11 protein-coding genes are annotated in these 16,145 nt (G+C 67.9%); 4 read left to right on the forward strand and 7 right to left on the reverse strand.

Annotated elements, in window-relative coordinates; all coding sequences use genetic code 11:
• Positions 1 to 112 precede the first annotated feature (112 nt).
• Positions 113 to 1,423, forward strand: coding sequence for a muramidase family protein (locus ET475_RS17585; RefSeq protein ID WP_242497700.1), 1,311 nt, complete (start codon positions 113 to 115; stop codon positions 1,421 to 1,423).
• 43 nt (positions 1,424 to 1,466) lie between these two features.
• Positions 1,467 to 3,407, forward strand: a complete 1,941-nt coding sequence (gene pknB, locus ET475_RS17590) for a Stk1 family PASTA domain-containing Ser/Thr kinase (RefSeq protein ID WP_129393378.1) — start codon at positions 1,467 to 1,469, stop codon at positions 3,405 to 3,407.
• A gap of 16 nt (positions 3,408 to 3,423) precedes the next feature.
• On the opposite strand, the gene ET475_RS17595 is transcribed toward pknB, so the two are convergent.
• Together ET475_RS17595 and ET475_RS17600 are read right to left on the reverse strand one after the other, a co-directional pair.
• The gene (locus ET475_RS17595) at positions 3,424 to 4,761 is read right to left on the reverse strand and encodes a class II 3-deoxy-7-phosphoheptulonate synthase (RefSeq protein WP_129393381.1); all 1,338 of its coding nucleotides are present in this window, start codon (positions 4,759 to 4,761) and stop codon (positions 3,424 to 3,426) included.
• A 26-nt stretch (positions 4,762 to 4,787) separates the two neighbouring features.
• On the reverse strand, positions 4,788 to 5,480 hold the full coding sequence (locus ET475_RS17600) for a lysophospholipid acyltransferase family protein (protein WP_129394132.1): 693 nt from the start codon (positions 5,478 to 5,480) through the stop codon (positions 4,788 to 4,790).
• Between the two features lie 187 nt (positions 5,481 to 5,667).
• Between ET475_RS17600 and ET475_RS17605 the strand changes: the two genes are divergently transcribed.
• Positions 5,668 to 7,503 carry an AMP-dependent synthetase/ligase gene (locus tag ET475_RS17605; RefSeq protein ID WP_129393384.1) on the forward strand — a complete coding sequence of 612 codons (1,836 nt, stop codon included), beginning with the start codon at positions 5,668 to 5,670 and terminating at the stop codon, positions 7,501 to 7,503.
• Between the two features lie 206 nt (positions 7,504 to 7,709).
• Here ET475_RS17605 and ET475_RS17610 read toward each other — a convergent pair whose 3' ends face one another.
• The 4 genes from ET475_RS17610 to ET475_RS17625 all read right to left on the reverse strand — a co-directional run bounded on the left by ET475_RS17610 (position 7,710) and on the right by ET475_RS17625 (position 14,659).
• Positions 7,710 to 8,735 carry a hypothetical protein gene (locus ET475_RS17610; protein ID WP_129393387.1) on the reverse strand — a complete coding sequence of 342 codons (1,026 nt, stop codon included), beginning with the start codon at positions 8,733 to 8,735 and terminating at the stop codon, positions 7,710 to 7,712.
• Positions 8,736 to 8,930: 195 nt separating this feature from the next.
• Positions 8,931 to 9,422, reverse strand: coding sequence for a peptide deformylase (gene def, locus ET475_RS17615; RefSeq protein ID WP_129393389.1), 492 nt, complete (start codon positions 9,420 to 9,422; stop codon positions 8,931 to 8,933).
• A 3-nt stretch (positions 9,423 to 9,425) separates the two neighbouring features.
• Positions 9,426 to 11,204, reverse strand: coding sequence for a nucleotide-binding protein (locus ET475_RS17620; protein WP_129393392.1), 1,779 nt, complete (start codon positions 11,202 to 11,204; stop codon positions 9,426 to 9,428).
• A gap of 47 nt (positions 11,205 to 11,251) precedes the next feature.
• Positions 11,252 to 14,659 carry a pyruvate carboxylase gene (locus ET475_RS17625; RefSeq protein WP_129393395.1) on the reverse strand — a complete coding sequence of 1,136 codons (3,408 nt, stop codon included), beginning with the start codon at positions 14,657 to 14,659 and terminating at the stop codon, positions 11,252 to 11,254.
• Positions 14,660 to 14,753: 94 nt separating this feature from the next.
• Between ET475_RS17625 and ET475_RS17630 the strand changes: the two genes are divergently transcribed.
• Positions 14,754 to 15,566: a ParA family protein gene (locus ET475_RS17630; protein ID WP_129393398.1), complete on the forward strand. Its 813-nt coding sequence runs from the start codon at positions 14,754 to 14,756 to the stop codon at positions 15,564 to 15,566.
• 14 nt (positions 15,567 to 15,580) lie between these two features.
• On the opposite strand, the gene ET475_RS17635 is transcribed toward ET475_RS17630, so the two are convergent.
• A complete protein-coding gene (locus ET475_RS17635; protein ID WP_129393400.1) occupies positions 15,581 to 16,126 on the reverse strand; it encodes a MerR family transcriptional regulator in 546 nt (181 codons plus the stop codon).
• Positions 16,127 to 16,145 lie beyond the last annotated feature (19 nt).

Consider the following 16,145-nt stretch of genomic DNA (forward strand, 5'->3'; position numbering starts at 1 on the left):
CCTGCCGCCGAGGCACAGGAGTCACATCAGTAACAGAATCCACATGTTTATCACACGTTGACAGAAATGCTCATCCGTGACACGGTTTGATGGTCACCGAGGGGGGAAACTCGTGCCAGATTCGCACAGCGCCATTCGTCGTACCACCACCGCAGCGCTGCCGGCGGCCATCGCCGGCTCGCTCGCTCTGTCGCTGGCCGGCGCACCCGCTGCGCACGCCGCCGACACCGGCGCTGAGCGGTCGCGGCAGCCGCAGGCGCCGGCGACGCCGCACCTGGTGCCGCAGGCTGTCGGCGTGACGATCGTCTCGGGCTTCGACGCCGCGCTTGCCGCCACCCTGGCTCCCGCGGCCGACATCGTCGCCGCGGCCAAGAAGAACCCGACCACGCACAAGATCGTGCGCGGCGATACCATCAGCGCCATCGCTGCGCGGTACGGCCTGCGCACCGCCGACCTGCTCGCGTGGAACGGTCTGGGCTGGTCGACGGTCATCTACCCCGGCCAGACGATCCGACTCACCGCCCCCTCGGGGGCGGCCAAGACGACGACGGCCTCCGAGAAGGCCCCCACACCCGCGACCACCACAAAGGTGACATCCTCGGCGAGCTATACGGTGCGCTCCGGCGACACCGTGGGGGCCATCGCACGCGCCCATGGGCTGTCCACGCAGGCTGTGCTCAATGCCAACAAACTGCGCTGGTCGTCGATCATCTACCCCGGGCAGAAGCTCGTCATCCCCGGCAAAGCTGCGCCGGCTGCGGCATCCGCCAAGAGCAGCACGGCCCCCAGCACGAAGAAGTCGGCGACCACGCCGGCGACCAAGACGCAGTCCACGTCATCGGGCGGCACGGTGCTGCCCGGTCAGACCTACACCGTGACCGCGGGCGACACGATGTCGGCGATCGCTGCCAAGCACGGCGTGAGCGTGGCCGCACTGCTCAAGGCGAACGGAATGGACTTCAGCTCGATCATCTACCCGGGCCAGAAGGTCACGATCCCCACCAGCGGCATTCCGGGGCTGACCACCGAGCAGGCGGCCAACGCGCGCCTGATCGTGCGCATCGGTCGTGCTCTGGGTGTCTCCAACCGCGGCATCGCCATAGCGCTGGGCACGGCGATGCAGGAATCGGGGCTGCGCAATCTCGATTACGGCGACCGCGACTCGCTCGGGCTGTTCCAACAGCGCCCGAGCACCGGCTGGGGCACCGAGGCACAGGTGCGCGACGCCGAGCGGGCCACCCGGGCGTTCTTCGGTGGCCCGTCCGACCCCAATGGCACCGTCACCCGCGGGCTGCTGGATATTCCGGGCTGGGAGAAGATGAGCTTCGCCGATGCGGCGCAGGCCGTGCAGATCTCGGCGTACCCCACTCGCTACGCACAGTGGGAGAAGCCCGCGTACGCGTGGCTCGCCGCGATCAAGTGAGCCGCTGCCCGGGGTCGCGCCGGCTTCTCCGTAGACTTCCAGGGTGACCACCAGTGCGCAGGCCGACCCCCTGATCGGACGTCTCGTCGACGGCCGATACCGGGTGCGCGCACGGATCGCCCGCGGCGGCATGGCCACCGTGTATGTCGCCACCGACCTGCGGCTGGAGCGCCGGGTGGCGTTGAAGGTCATGCACAGCCACCTCAGCGACGACGCCGTGTTCCAGAGCCGGTTCATCCAGGAGGCCCGCGCCGCCGCCCGGTTGGCCGACCCGCACGTGGTCAACGTGTTCGATCAGGGCCAAGAGGGCGAGATGGCCTATCTGGTTATGGAGTACCTGCCCGGCATCACGCTGCGCGAACTGCTGCGCGAGCAGAAACGCCTGACCGTCGCCCAGACGGTGACGATCATGGATGCCGTGCTCTCCGGACTCTCTGCCGCGCACCGCGCCGGCATCGTGCACCGCGATGTCAAGCCCGAGAACGTGCTGCTGGCCGAAGACGGCCGTATAAAGATCGGCGACTTCGGTCTGGCGCGTGCCACGACCGCCAACACGGGCAGCGGCCAGATGCTGCTGGGCACCATCGCCTACCTCGCTCCCGAGCTGGTCACCCGCGGCACCGCCGACGCCCGCAGCGACATCTATGCGCTGGGCATCATGCTCTACGAGATGCTCACCGGCGAGCAGCCGTACAAGGGCGAGCAGCCCATGCAGATAGCCTTCCAGCACGCCACCGAATCGGTGCCGCGTCCGAGTGTGCGCAACCCGGGGGTGCCCGAGCCGCTCGATGAGCTCGTGCTGTGGGCCACCGAGAAGTCCCCCGACGAGCGCCCCGTCGACGCGGACGAGATGCTGCGGCGGTTGCGCGAGATCGAGCAGCAGCTGGGCATTGCGCCGCAGGTGCAGCGCACTCTCGCGGTGTCGGGGGTCGTCGCATCCGATCGCCTCGACTCGGAGGGGATGACGAAGGTCCTTGCGCCGACTGTCGAGGTCGACACGCCCGTCGAAGGCGACGACAACACCACACGGCTGCGGCGGGCGACCACCCGGCGGCGCACCAAGGGCGTGTGGCTGTTCGTCGTGGTGATCCTTCTGGCCGCCGCCGCAGCCGGTGCGGGGTGGTGGTTCGGCTCAGGACCCGGTTCGCAGGTGACGGTGCCGCAGGTGACGGGCAAGAGCTTCGCCCAGGCCCAGACCGCGCTTGTCGAGGCGAACCTCGTACCCGAGAAGAAGACCGAGAACAGCCTCGACGTAGCCGAGGGGCAGGTGATCTCCACTGATCCGGGTGCCGGTGCACGACTGGACAAGGCGTCCGCAGTCACCGTCACCGTGTCGCTCGGGCCGGCCGAGGCGAAGATCGCGGCATTGAACGGCAAGGCCGAAGACGACGCCCGCTCGGCTCTGGCTGCCGAGCACATCGACGTGGCCGCGAAGAACACCGGCTACTACACCGACGACGAGGCGGGCACCGTGCTGGGCGTGGCCGTGCATCCCGCCGACGGCGGAAAAGACGTCGACTGCGGCAAGGGCTGCACGGTGCACCAGGGCGATTCGGCGACGTTGTCGGTGTCGCTGGGCGCGCTGCCCAGCGTGATCGGCAAGAGTCTCGACGATGCCGTGGGGGTGCTGGAGGACCACGACATCTCAGTGTCGTCGCACTCTGAGCAGTACAGCGACAGCGTCGCCAAGGGAGCGGTCATCAGCATGGCCGACCGCGACGGCGGTGGGTGGTGGCGGCCCGGTGACAAGACGACGCTCGTGGTCTCGAAGGGGCCCCAGCTGTTCGAGATTCCGGATGTTGCTGACAAGACCCGCGACGAGGCCGCCCAGATTCTGCAGGATCACGGCTTCACCGTCGACTACTCGCCGATCTGGAAGATCTTCCCCAACGCGCTCACGACCGTGAAGGGCACCGACCCGGCCGCGGGCGAACTGCGCGTGAAGGGCACCTCGGTCTACCTGCAGATCAGCGGCACGCAGTAGGGCGCGAGGGCGCCGCTCAGCGCTTCTCGAGTTCCTCGGCCACCAGGAACGCGAGCTCGAGGCTCTGCATGTGGTTCAGGCGCGGGTCGCACAGCGACTCGTAGCGGGTCGCGAGGGTGTCTTCGTCGATGTGCTCGGAACCTCCCAGGCACTCTGTCACGTCGTCGCCGGTGAGCTCGACATGGATGCCGCCGGGGAACGTGCCCGCCTCACGGTGCGCGTCGAAGAAGCCGCGCACCTCGTCGACCACGTCATCGAAGCGGCGCGTCTTGTAACCGGTGGGCGTCGTGATCCCGTTGCCGTGCATGGGATCGGTCACCCACAGGGGTGTGGCTCCGGCATCCTTCACCGCCCGCAGCAGCGGCGGCAGAGCATCACGGATCTTGCCCGCGCCCATCCGGGTGATGAACGTCAGCCGACCGGGCTCGCGCTCAGGATCGAGCTTGTCGATCAGCGCGAGCGCCGTCTCGGGTGTCGTGGTGGGGCCGAGCTTCACGCCGATCGGATTGCGAATGCGTGAGAAGTACTCGATGTGCGCGCCGTCGAGTTCGCGGGTGCGCTCACCCACCCATACGAAGTGCGCCGAGGTGTTGTAGGGCGTGTCGGTGCGCGAATCGATGCGTGTCATCGGGCGCTCGTAGTCCATGAGCAGACCCTCGTGCCCGGTGTAGAACTCGACGCGCTTGAGCTCGTCGAAGTCGGCGCCGGCGGCGGCCATGAACTTGATGGCGCGATCGATCTCGGCGGCCAGGCGCTCGTACCGCTGGTTGGCCGGGTTCTGCGCGAAGCCCTGGTTCCAGCTGTGCACCTGGCGCAGGTCGGCGAACCCACCCTGCGTGAAGGCGCGGATGATGTTGAGGGTCGACGCGGCCGTGTGGTATCCGCGCAGCAGACGCTGCGGGTCGGCGCGACGCGAGCCCTCGGTGAAGTCATAGCCGTTGACGATGTCACCACGGTAGGCGGGCAGGGTCACGTCGCCGCGGGTCTCGGTGTCGCTGGAGCGCGGCTTGGCGAACTGCCCGGCCATGCGCCCCATCTTGATGACCGGCATCGACGCCCCGTAGGTGAGCACGACGGCCATCTGCAGCACGGTCTTGACACGGTCGCGGATCTTGTCGACCGTGGCGCCCGCGAACGTCTCGGCGCAGTCGCCACCCTGCAGCAGGAACGCCTGCCCGGCGGCGGCGCGCGCGAGCTTGCCGCGCAGCTCGTCGACCTCGCCGGCGAACACCAGCGGAGGCATCGAGGCGATCTCTGCGGATGCCGCGGCCACCGCATCGGGGTCGTCCCACTGCGGCTGCTGCTTGATGGGCAGATTCCGCCAGTTATCGAGCGAGTCCAGGTGCTGCGGCATCCGCTCAGTCTATCGGCCGCAACCACTCACCCCTTCGCCGATGACGGCAGACGGTTCTTGACCGTCGAGGCGTAGACATCGTCGTACTGCTGCTGACCCAGTCGCTGCAGGGCCACCATGATCTCATCGACCACCGACCGCAGGATGTAGCGGTCGTTCTCCATGCCCGCATAGCGCGAGAAGTCGAGGGGCTCGCCGATGACCACGCCCACGCGCACGATCCGCGGCATCCGCCGGCCGATCGGCATCATCGAGTCGGTGTCGACCATGATCACCGGGATCACCGGGACCTTCGCCTCCAGAGCCATGCGCGCGATGCCGGTGCGACCGCGATACAGCCGGCCGTCGGGACTGCGGGTGCCCTCTGGGTAGATCCCCAGCAGCTCACCGCCGCCCAGCACCTGCAGACCCGTGTTCAGCGATGCCTCAGAGGCCTTTCCCCCGGAGCGATCGATCGGCAGCTGTCCGGTCGCCTTCATGAACATACGGGTGGCCCAGCCCGAGATGCCCCGGCCGGTGAAATAGTCGCTCTTTGCCAGGAACGCGACCGGCCGGTCGATCATCAGCGGCAGGAACACCGAGTCGGCGAAGGAGAGATGGTTGCTGGCCAGGATCGCCGCGCCGGTGGTCGGTACGTTGCGGCGACCGACGATCCACGGGCGGAAGATCGCCTTGACGATCGGACCGATCACCACGTACTTCATCAGCCAGTAGAACATCACCCTCCTTCTGCTGCAGAAGTCTATCGAGCGGGATGCCGCTGAATGTGCGGCATCCCGCCCACGGATCACCATCGTGGGATCGCGTTTCACACTTCATGAAACTCAATCTCACGCTGCCAGCGCCGGAGGACCGGCTAGACTCGAGGCACAGCACGAGCCGAACGGTACCGAAGGAGATGCCGGCATGACCCCCGCCGCCGAGTTCAACGCCCCCGTGATCGTCCCCGCCGATCCGACCGAGAACATCACCGATCTACTCGAGGAGCGGGTGGCCGCCACCCCCGATCTGGCACTGTTCGCCATTCCTGACGGCGACGGCTGGAAGGATGTCTCGGCCGCCGAGTTCCGTCGCCAGGTGATAGCGCTGGCCAAGGGGTTCGTAGCTGCCGGGCTCGAACCCGGCGACAAGGTCGGCTTCGTGGCTCGCACCACCTACGAGTGGACGCTCGTTGACTTCGCGCTGTTCTACGCCGGCGCCGTCATGGTGCCGATCTATGAGACGAGCTCGGCCGCGCAGATCCACTGGGATCTCTCCGACTCGGGCGCCATCGCGTGCCTGACCGAGCTGCCCGAGCACAGCGAGCGGTTCGCCGAGGCGCGCAAGGACCTTCCGCTCATCCGCATCGCCTGGGCCATGCACGAGGGTGCTCTCGACTCCCTGCGCGCGCAAGGCGAGTCGGTGCCCGACGAAGAGATCGATCGTCGCCGCCAGATCGCGAACGCCGACGACATCGCCACGCTCATCTACACGGCCGGCACGACCGGGCGCCCCAAGGGCTGCGTGCTCACACACGCGAATTTCGTCGAGCTGGCCCGCAATTCGGCGCGTTCACTGCACGAGGTCGTCGAGACGCCCGGCGCATCCACTCTGCTGTTCATCACCACCGCGCACGTGTTCGCGCGGTTCATCTCGATCCTCGACGTGCACGCCGGCGTGAAGACCGGCCATCAGCCCGACACCAAGCAGCTGCTGCCCGCGCTCGGCTCGTTCAAGCCGACCTTCCTGCTGGCGGTGCCGCGCGTGTTCGAGAAGGTGTACAACTCGGCCGAGCAGAAGGCCGAGGCCGGCCGCAAGGGCAAGATCTTCCGTGCCGCGGCGCGCACGGCCATCGAGCACTCGCGGCACGTGCAGGCCGGTACGAAGGTGCCGTTCTGGCTCGGCGTGAAGTTCACCGTCTTCGACAAACTCGTCTACAGCACGCTGCGCGAGGCCATGGGCGGGCGCGTCGTCTACGCGATCTCGGGGTCGGCGCCGCTCGGCGAGCGGCTCGGCCACTTCTTCGCGAGCCTGGGCGTGCTGGTGCTCGAGGGATACGGTCTGACCGAGACGACCGCGCCGGCGACGGTGAACCTGCCCAGCAAGACCAAGATCGGCACGGTGGGGCCGGCGCTTCCCGGCGTCTCAGTGCGCCTGGCCGACGACGGCGAGGTCGAGGTCAAGGGCATCAACGTGTTCCGCGAGTACTGGAAGAACCCCGAGGCGACGGCCGCCGCCTTCGACGACGGCTGGTTCCGCACCGGCGATCTGGGTTCGTTCGACGCCGATGGCTTCCTCACCATCACGGGTCGCAAGAAGGAGATCATCGTCACGGCGGGCGGAAAGAACGTCGCGCCGGCCATCCTCGAAGACCCGATCCGCGCCAACCCGGTGGTCGGCCAGGTGGTCGTCGTGGGCGATCAGCGTCCGTTCATCGCGGCTCTGGTCACCCTCGACACCGAGATGCTGCCGACGTGGCTGGCCAATAACGGGATGCCCGCCGACATGTCGCTGGAAGACGCCGCGAACAACCCGCACGTGCGCGCCGAGGTGCAGCGCGCCGTCGACGAGGCGAACAAATTCGTCTCGCGCGCCGAGTCGATCCGCAAGTTCACGATCCTGCCCACGGAGTGGACCGAGGACAGCGGCCACCTCACACCGAAGTTCAGCATCAAGCGGCACGCGATCCTGAAGGACTTCGCCGGCGCGATCGATGCCATCTACAACGTGCCCGTAGAGACCACGAACGTCTCCCTGAAGTAGCCTCTCGTGGGAAATTCCATATGGAATTTCCCACGCCACATCAGTTTTCCGGCAATTTCATGTGGTGGAGGAAATCTGATGTGGTCTTCTGGCACGCGGTGTGACGCGTGCGGCCATGCCGCGAAGCGGGATGCCGCGAAGTGGGATGCCGCCCGGCGGCGGGATACCCCGAAGTGGGATGCCGCCCGGCGGGATGCCGCCCGGCCCTACGCGGCAGGAGGACCCGGGTCTGGTACCGGACGCCGCCGGGGCGGCCGGATGCCATACTCGGCCAGTCGCGCGATGCAGTCAGCGACCGTGCCGATGTGCTCGTCGGCAAGACGGACGGTCATGCGATCGGTGCGCGCACGGATCCAGTCTTCGCGTTTCTTCTCGGCGACCACCACGGCATCAGCGGAGGCCTCGCCGCGCAGCTCATCGTCAACGTACTTGGCCATTCCGTCGAACTCGACCCACCAATGCTCTGCATCGATGTCGGCGACATAGAAGGAGCCATCGGGACCCTCGATCCGCACCTGGATGTCGCGAACGGAGATTCCGATCTGCACGATGCGGAGCCTGCTCACGCTCTCCCCCGACGACTGAGCGCGTCCATCCGCGAAATCGATGACCCATCGGGCCCTGCGTGCTCCGTGCACACCCGGGAGCCGGTCGAGGATCATGTGCATTTCGTGACGCAACCGCTCCGCAGCATCCACATCGTAAGCCCACGGGTCGTCGGCACTGACCGCCACCTGCCGCAGCGCGGCATCCGCACAGGCAACCGCCGTCTCGAAACTGCACGTGCGCGCGACGTCGACGACAGTGCGCGCAAGCGAGGTGCAACGGATGCCGTCGATGTCGACGATGTCGGTGTATTCGAGCGGGACCACATGCCGCAGCACGTCGCGCGTGCTCGAAGCCATGGCACCCGGAAGACAGATCACGTGCACCCGCGCAGGAAGGTGATGGAACAGCGGCAGTCGATGCACGACCGCCGCCGACTCCATAGCCGCCACGGGACCCGGCTCGAGAGCATCGTCGACGACGGCCATCACATGCGCCAAATGCTGTTGCTCCCAGAACAGTTCCTCCCACAACGAATGCGAAATGTACCAGCCGTGGTGAAGGCGGCGTATGTCTCTGCGGCGAACCGCCGTGTGGATCTTCTTGTCCGTCCATCCGTAGGCGATGAGGGTCGCGCGCGAGGTGATCGACGTACGGATGGCGGCTGGGTCAAACTCTCTGCGCATGACCGACATCATGGCGCCAACGGCCAGCCTCGTGGGGCGCGCGCGTGCAACCGGTGGACAACCGATCGCGTGGCGCGGGGTGTGGAGGAGAAGACGCTGGCCGCTTCTCCACATCACATTTCCCAGACGACATGAGATTGCCGGAAATATCATGTGGTCTGGGAAATTCCATATGGAATTTCCCCCCAGGGCGGGTCAGAACCAGTCGGACTCGCGGATCTCCCGCATTGCGACGCGGCGCTCGGCGGGGTCGAGCCGGTCGATGTAGAGCTTGCCGTCGAGATGATCGGTCTCGTGCTGCAGCGCCTGGGCGAGCACGCCGTCACCCTCCACCTCGATCGGGTTGCCGTCGACGTCGACGCCTCGCACCTTCGCGTGCGGGTAGCGCAGCACCTCATGCCAGAGGCCCGGCACCGAGAGGCATCCCTCGCCGATCTTCTCGGGTTCGCCGGATGTCTCCACGAGAACGGGATTGAGCACATATCCGATGTCGCCATCGATGTTGTAGCTGAACGCGCGCAGACCGACCCCGATCTGCGGAGCGGCCACGCCGGCACGGCCGGGCAGCTGCACGGTCTCGACGAGGTCGTCGACGAGCGCGCGCACTCCCTCATCGAACTCGTCGATCGTCGTGCACTGGCCCCGCAGCACGGGGTCGCCGAAGAGGCGTATCTGCCGCACTGTCATGCGTCAGGCCGCCGCGGCCAACTGGCGCAGTCCCTCGACCACCGCAGCCGCCAGGGCGCGCGCCGCCTGGCGCGTCTCGGGCTGCAGGTCGTGGAACACGATGGCACTGCCGGTGGCGATGGCAGCGTCGTACGGCACGCGCACGACCTGCCGCACGCGCGTGCGGAAGTGGGTCTCCAGCTCGTCTTCGCGCACCAGCGGCGCGCCCGGACGAGCGTTGTTGAGCACGACGACCGCGTTGCGCGCCTTGGCTGCGTAGCCGTTCGTCTCGAGCCAGGTGAGCGTTTCGGAGGCCAGCCGCGCCTCGTCGACGCTGAGCCCTGCCACGATGACCAGCTGGTCGGCCAGCCCCAGGGTCGCCCCCATCACCGAGTGGACGATGCCGGTCCCGGTGTCGGTGAGCACTATCGAGTAGTAGTGCGCGGCGAGCGTGGCCACATTCTCGTAATCGGTGTCACTGAAGGCCACCGACACCTGCGGATCGGCGTCGGAGGCAAGCACATCGAGCCGCGTCTCGTCGCGAGCCACGATCGTCGACACGTCGTTGTAGCCCGTGATGCTGTCTTTCATGCGCACCAGGTCGCGCACGGTCTTGCCGTTGTGCCGCGAGATGCGCTCGGCCAGGGTGCCGCGGTCAGGGTTCGCGTCGATCGCGATGACCCGGTCGTCGCGGGCGTCGGCCAGCGCCATGCCCAGCAGCGTCGTGACGGTCGTCTTGCCGACGCCGCCCTTGCGCGAGAGCACCGGCACGAAACGCGCACCGCCCGGCAGCGGAGCAGCGATGCGGCCCGAGAGCTCCTTGCGCGCCCGCGCCCGCTTGCCGTCGCCGAGGTTGATGCGGCCGCCGGAGACCGAGTAGACGAAGTGCTGCCAGGCGCCCTCGGGCTCGGGTCGCGCAAGACGACCGTGCTCGAGCAGGCGGTCGGGGGTGAGCAGATCGGAGCTCTCCTTGTCGACCTCGAACTGATCGAGTCGCTTCGAGGCGAGGTTGACCTCGGGCCTGCGCGTGCGCACACGCTCGACGGCATGTGCGCGCTCGGCACGCGTCTCGTCCACGGCTGCCTCCTCCTCGGCCGCTGCGACCGCCCCCACGGGGGCACCTGCCGCATCGACTGCCACGGTATCAACAGGGGCGGGCTCGCGACCAGAGTCAGTCGGGTCGGCGTGCCGCAGAGAAGCGGACGCTGCAGAAGCGGATGCCGCAAGGGTGGATGCCGCGAGGGTGGATGCCGCCGGAGCGGCGTCTTCCGTCTCTGCATCGTCTACGAGGGTGTCTGGCGCCTCGCCTTCCGGATCCTCGCCGTCTGACGCCTCGCCTTCTGGGCCCTCGCCTTCCGGCGCCTCACTTTCCGGCGCCTCACTTTCTGGCGCCTCACTTTGCGGCGCCTCGCCCTCCGACGGTTCGAGCTCGGCGTCGACGATCTCGACCTCAGCGGCCGGCTCGACCGCGGCATCCGCCCCGAAAGTCCGCTCAGCAGGCTCGGGCTCGACCGCTGCGAGCGCCCCCTCTTCGTCGTCATCTTCGAGCTCGGCGTCGACGATCTCGACCTGCGTGTCAGGCTCCTCATCATCGGCATCGAACTCGCCGCCCACCGGCTCGACCTCGTCGCCGATGACGTCGTCGTCGGCGAGGTCGTCTTCATCCGTCGCGGGCAGCGCGACGTTCACCTGGGCGGTGGCGGCTCCCAAGAAGCCGAGGGCAGACGTGTCGGTGCGAGTCGAGTCGGACAGCACCCCCCGTTCGTCGTCGGCAGGGGTCGAATCAGGGTGATCGGGCGTCAAAGCGAGAGTCTCCAAAGAAGCGGGGCTCGGGTGAACCCGCTCCCAGGTTACTGCCCGGGCCGGATGACGACCAAAAGGTCACCGGCCTCGACCTGTGCGGTTCCGTTGAGCACGACCCGCTCGACCACGCCTGAGATGGGTGCGGTGATGGCCGCTTCCATCTTCATCGCTTCGATCGAGGCGACCGGCTGACCGGCCTCGACGGTGTCGCCCTCGGCCGCCTTCACCGTCACCACTCCGGAGAACGGAGCGGCCACCTGACCCGGCTTGGAGGTGTCGGCCTTCTCGGCTTGACGCGCCTCGACGGTGATGCTCAGGTCGCGCACGAAAACCGGCCGCAGCTGACCGTTGAGCGTGGTCATGACCGAGCGCATGCCCTTGTCGTCTGCCTCGCCGATGGCCTCCAGGCCCACGTACAGCTGCACACCCCGCTCGAGGTCGACCACGTGCTCGGTGCCGGCCACCAATCCGTAGAGGTAATCGGCGGTGTCGAGCACACTCAGATCGCCGTACTGCTCGCGCTGCTGCAGGAACACCTTGGTCGGAGCCGGGAACAGCAGCTGGTTGAGCATTCCGCGCCGCGTGGCCGAGTCGGCCGCCAGAGCCTGCTCCTGCTCGGCGGTGATCGGGGTCAGCGAGACCTTCGGGTTGCGCCCGGCCAGCACCTTGGTGCGGAACGGCTCGGGCCATCCGCCGGGCAGGTCGCCGAGCTCACCGGCCATGAACGAGACGACCGAGTCGGGCACGTCGTACTTCTCGGGGTGTTCCTCGAAGTCGGCCGGGTCGGCCTTGACTGCGGCCAGGTGCAGCGCCAGGTCGCCGACGACCTTCGACGACGGCGTCACCTTGGGCACACGGCCCAGGATGTCGTTCGCGGCGGCGTACATGTCTTCGATGAGCTCGAAGTCTTCTGCCAGTCCGAGCGCGATGGCCTGCTGACGCAGGTTCGAGAGCTGTCCCCCCGGGATCTCGTGGTGGTAGACCCGGCCTGTGGGCCCGGGCAGCCCCGACTCGAACGGGCCGTAGAGGTGACGCACGGCCTCCCAGTACGGCTCCAGATCGCTGACCGCTGTCAGGTCGAGGCCGGTGTCGCGTTCGGTATGCGCCAGGGCTGCCACCAGTGCCGACAGCGACGGCTGGCTCGTGGTGCCCGCCATCGGCGCGGCCGCGGCATCCACCGCATCGGCACCCGCGGCGCTGGCGGCCACGAGCGTCGCCAGCTGCCCCCCGGCGGTGTCGTGCGTGTGCACGTGCACCGGCAGATCGAACCGCTCTCGCAGCGCGCGCACGAGTGTGGCTGCCGCCCCGGGGCGCAGCAGGCCCGCCATGTCTTTGATCGCGAGCACGTGTGCGCCCGCCTCGACGATCTGCTCGGCCAGGCGCAGGTAGTAGTCCAGCGTGTAGAGATCTTCGGCCGGGTTCAGCAGGTCGCCGGTGTAGCAGACGGCGACCTCGGCCACCGAGGTTCCCGTGCCCAGCACGGCGTCGATGGCCGGGCGCATCTGCGTGACGTCGTTGAGCGCGTCGAAGATACGGAAGATGTCGATGCCGGATGCCGCGGCCTCACGCACGAACGCATCGGTGACCTCGGTCGGGTACGGCGTGTAGCCCACCGTGTTGCGCCCGCGCAGCAACATCTGGATGGCGATGTTCGGCATCGCCTGGCGCAGCTTGTCGAGGCGCTCCCACGGGTCTTCGCCGAGGAAACGCAGCGCCACATCGTAGGTGGCCCCGCCCCACGCTTCGACGCTGAGCAGCTGCGGGGTCATCCGGGCGACATACGGCGCCACGGCGACGAGGTCTTTCGTGCGCACACGGGTGGCCAGCAGCGACTGATGCGCGTCGCGGAAGGTGGTGTCGGTGACGGCGAGCGCGGTGCGGCTGCGCAGGTCGGCGGCAAAACCGGCCGGGCCCAGCTGGAGCAGGCGCTGACGCGATCCGTCGGGTGCGGCACCGGTCAGGTCGAGGGCCGGCAGCTTGGCTGCGGGGTCGATGTTTATCGGGTTGACACCGTGTGGCTTGTTGACAGTGGTCTCGACGAGCCAGCTCAGGATCTTGGTGCCGCGGTCTTTCGAGGGGCGACCGCGCAGCAACTCGGGGCGCTCCTCGATGAACAGCGTCGACACGTCACCGGCGAGGAACTCGGGGTCGTCGAAGACCGCCTGCAGGAACGGGATGTTGGTGGCCACTCCGCGGATGCGGAACTCGGCCAGAGCGCGACGGGCACGCAGGACGGCGGCCTGAAAATCGCGGCCGCGGCAGATGAGCTTGGCCAGCATCGAGTCGAAGTGGGGGCTGATCTGCGAGCCGGCAGCCGTGGTGCCGCCGTCGAGGCGGATGCCCGCGCCGCCCGGAGAGCGATACGTGGTGATCTTGCCGGTGTCGGGACGGAAGCCCTGGGTGGGGTCTTCGGTGGTGATGCGGCACTGCAGTGCCGAGCCGCGCAGCCGGATGTCGTCCTGCCGCAGTCCGAGATCGTCGAGCGTCTCGCCGGCGGCGATGCGCATCTGCGACTGCACGAGATCGACGTCGGTGACCTCTTCAGTGACGGTGTGCTCGACCTGGATGCGCGGGTTCATCTCGATGAAGACCACTTCACCGGCGCGCTCCCCCGCCGTCTCGAGCAGGAACTCGACGGTTCCGGCGTTCTGGTAACCGATCGAGCGTGCGAAGGCGATGGCGTGCCGGTGCAGGCTGCGCCTGATCTCGTCGTCGAGGTTCGGCGCCGGCGCTATCTCGACGACCTTCTGGTGCCGGCGCTGCACCGAGCAGTCGCGCTCGTACAGGTGCACGGTCTGGCCGGTGGCGTCGGCCAGCACCTGCACCTCGATGTGCCGGGGGCGGATGACGGCCTGCTCGAGGAACATCCGCGCGTCGCCGAACGCGCTGCCGGCCTCGCGCATCGCCTCAGCGAGGGCCGGCGCGAGCTCTGCCTTGGTCTCCACCCGCCGCATCCCACGACCGCCACCACCGGCGACGGCCTTCGCGAACAAGGGGAATCCGATCTCGTCGGCCTGCGCGACGAGATCTTCGATGTCGTCGGATGCCTCGGTGGAGCGCAGCACGGGAACGCCCGCTGAGATCGCGTGGTGCTTGGCCTCGACTTTGTTACCGGCCATTTCGAGAACGGATGCCGGGGGCCCGATGAAGGTGATGCCGGCGGCTGCCGCCTTCTCGGCCAATTCGGGGTTCTCGGAGAGGAATCCGTAGCCCGGGTAGATGGCGTCGGCGCCCGACTCCCGGGCGACCCGGATGATCTCGTCGACATCGAGGTAGGAGCGAACAGGATGCCCTTCTTCGCCGATGCGGTATGCCTCGTCAGCCTTCAGGCGGTGCAGGGAGTGCCGGTCTTCGTAGGGGAAGACCGCCACCGTGCGCGAGCCCAGCTCGTACGCGGCCCGGAAGGCGCGAATGGCGATCTCGCCTCGGTTGGCGACCAGGATCTTCGAGAACATGCGACCTCCGAAACGGGCGGCATCCGCAGGCCTGCACGGACGCCGGAAGTGGCTGAGTGTCTTCTCAGACTACGGGACGGTAACGTAGGGCCTTGTGCACGTGCTCTCCGTCAGCTCTCTCAAGGGTGGCGTCGGCAAGACGACTGTGACCCTCGGACTCGCCTCAGCGGCGTTCGCCCGGGGTGTCAAGACGCTCGTCGTCGACCTCGACCCTCAGTCCGACGTGTCCACGGGCATGGACATCCAAGTCGCCGGGCGCCTCAACGTCGCCGACGTGCTGGCCAATCCGAAGGAGAAGGTGGTCCGTCAGGCGATCACCTCCAGCGGGTGGGCGAAGGTGCATCCCGGCACCATCGACGTCATGATCGGCAGCCCCTCGGCGATCAACTTCGACGGGCCGCACCCGAGCGTTCGCGATGTGTGGAAGCTCGAGGAGGCCCTGGCCGCCGTCGAAGCCGACTACGACCTCGTGCTGGTCGACTGCGCGCCGTCGCTGAACGCCCTCACGCGCACCGCGTGGGCAGCCAGCGACCGGGTGATCGTGGTGACCGAGCCGGGCTTGTTCTCGGTCGCGGCCGCCGACCGAGCACTGCGCGCCATCGAAGAGATCCGCCGTGGCCTGTCCCCGCGGCTGCAGCCCTTGGGCATTGTGGTCAACCGCGTGCGCCCGCAGTCGATCGAGCACCAGTTCCGCATCAAGGAGCTGCGCGACATGTTCGGCCCGCTGGTGCTCTCACCGCAACTGCCCGAGCGCACCTCGCTGCAGCAGGCGCAGGGTGCGGCCAAGCCGCTGCACATCTGGCCCGGCGACTCGGCTCAAGAGCTCGCCGCCGACTTCGACGCGCTACTGGATCGCGTCATGCGCACCGGGCGGATTCCGTCGCCCGACGGCAGCGTCCTGGCCTGAGCGAGTCGAAACGACTACGCCGTGCGCTTTGCGCGACGGGCAGCCAGCTCATCGACCGGGTCGGGCTTGGTCGCATCGAAGTCGAGCAGTGTCGACTCGACCTCGGTGAGCACCTTGCCCACCGCGATGCCGAACACGCCCTGACCCCGGCTGACCAGGTCGATCACCTCGTCGTTCGAGGTGCACAGATACACCGAGGCGCCATCGCTCATCAGCGTGGTGCCGGCGAGATCGCGGATGCCGGCGGCGCGCAGCTGCTCGACCGCGGTGCGGATCTGCTGCAGCGAGATGCCGGTGTCGAGCAGTCGCTTCACGAGCTTGAGCACGAGGATGTCGCGGAAGCCGTACAGGCGCTGACTTCCCGAACCGGTCGCACCGCGCACGGTGGGTTCGACGAGCTCGGTGCGGGCCCAGTAATCGAGCTGGCGGTAGGTGATTCCGGCGGCACGCGCGGCGACCGCGCCCCGATAGCCGACTTCGTCGTCCATCGCAGGAAGTCCGTCGGTGAACAGGAGATCCACCCCGAACCGCTGCTCGCCCGTGGCATCATCAGCGGTCATCGCGATCCCCCTCTTCCGT

Source organism: Microbacterium protaetiae (assembly GCF_004135285.1).
Lineage (GTDB): Bacteria > Actinomycetota > Actinomycetes > Actinomycetales > Microbacteriaceae > Microbacterium > Microbacterium protaetiae.

Bases quoted from the DNA above. Each gene is read 5' to 3' on its own strand.
- ET475_RS17600 (WP_129394132.1), bottom strand. From the start codon at position 5,480: ATGTTCTACTGGCTGATGAAGTACGTGGTGATCGGTCCGATCGTCAAG.
- ET475_RS17605 (WP_129393384.1), top strand. From the start codon at position 5,668: ATGACCCCCGCCGCCGAGTTCAACGCCCCCGTGATCGTCCCCGCCGAT.
- ET475_RS17625 (WP_129393395.1), bottom strand. From the start codon at position 14,659: ATGTTCTCGAAGATCCTGGTCGCCAACCGAGGCGAGATCGCCATTCGC.
- ET475_RS17595 (WP_129393381.1), bottom strand. From the start codon at position 4,761: ATGCCGCAGCACCTGGACTCGCTCGATAACTGGCGGAATCTGCCCATC.
- ET475_RS17610 (WP_129393387.1), bottom strand. From the start codon at position 8,735: ATGCGCAGAGAGTTTGACCCAGCCGCCATCCGTACGTCGATCACCTCG.
- ET475_RS17635 (WP_129393400.1), bottom strand. From the start codon at position 16,126: ATGACCGCTGATGATGCCACGGGCGAGCAGCGGTTCGGGGTGGATCTC.
- def (WP_129393389.1), bottom strand. From the start codon at position 9,422: ATGACAGTGCGGCAGATACGCCTCTTCGGCGACCCCGTGCTGCGGGGC.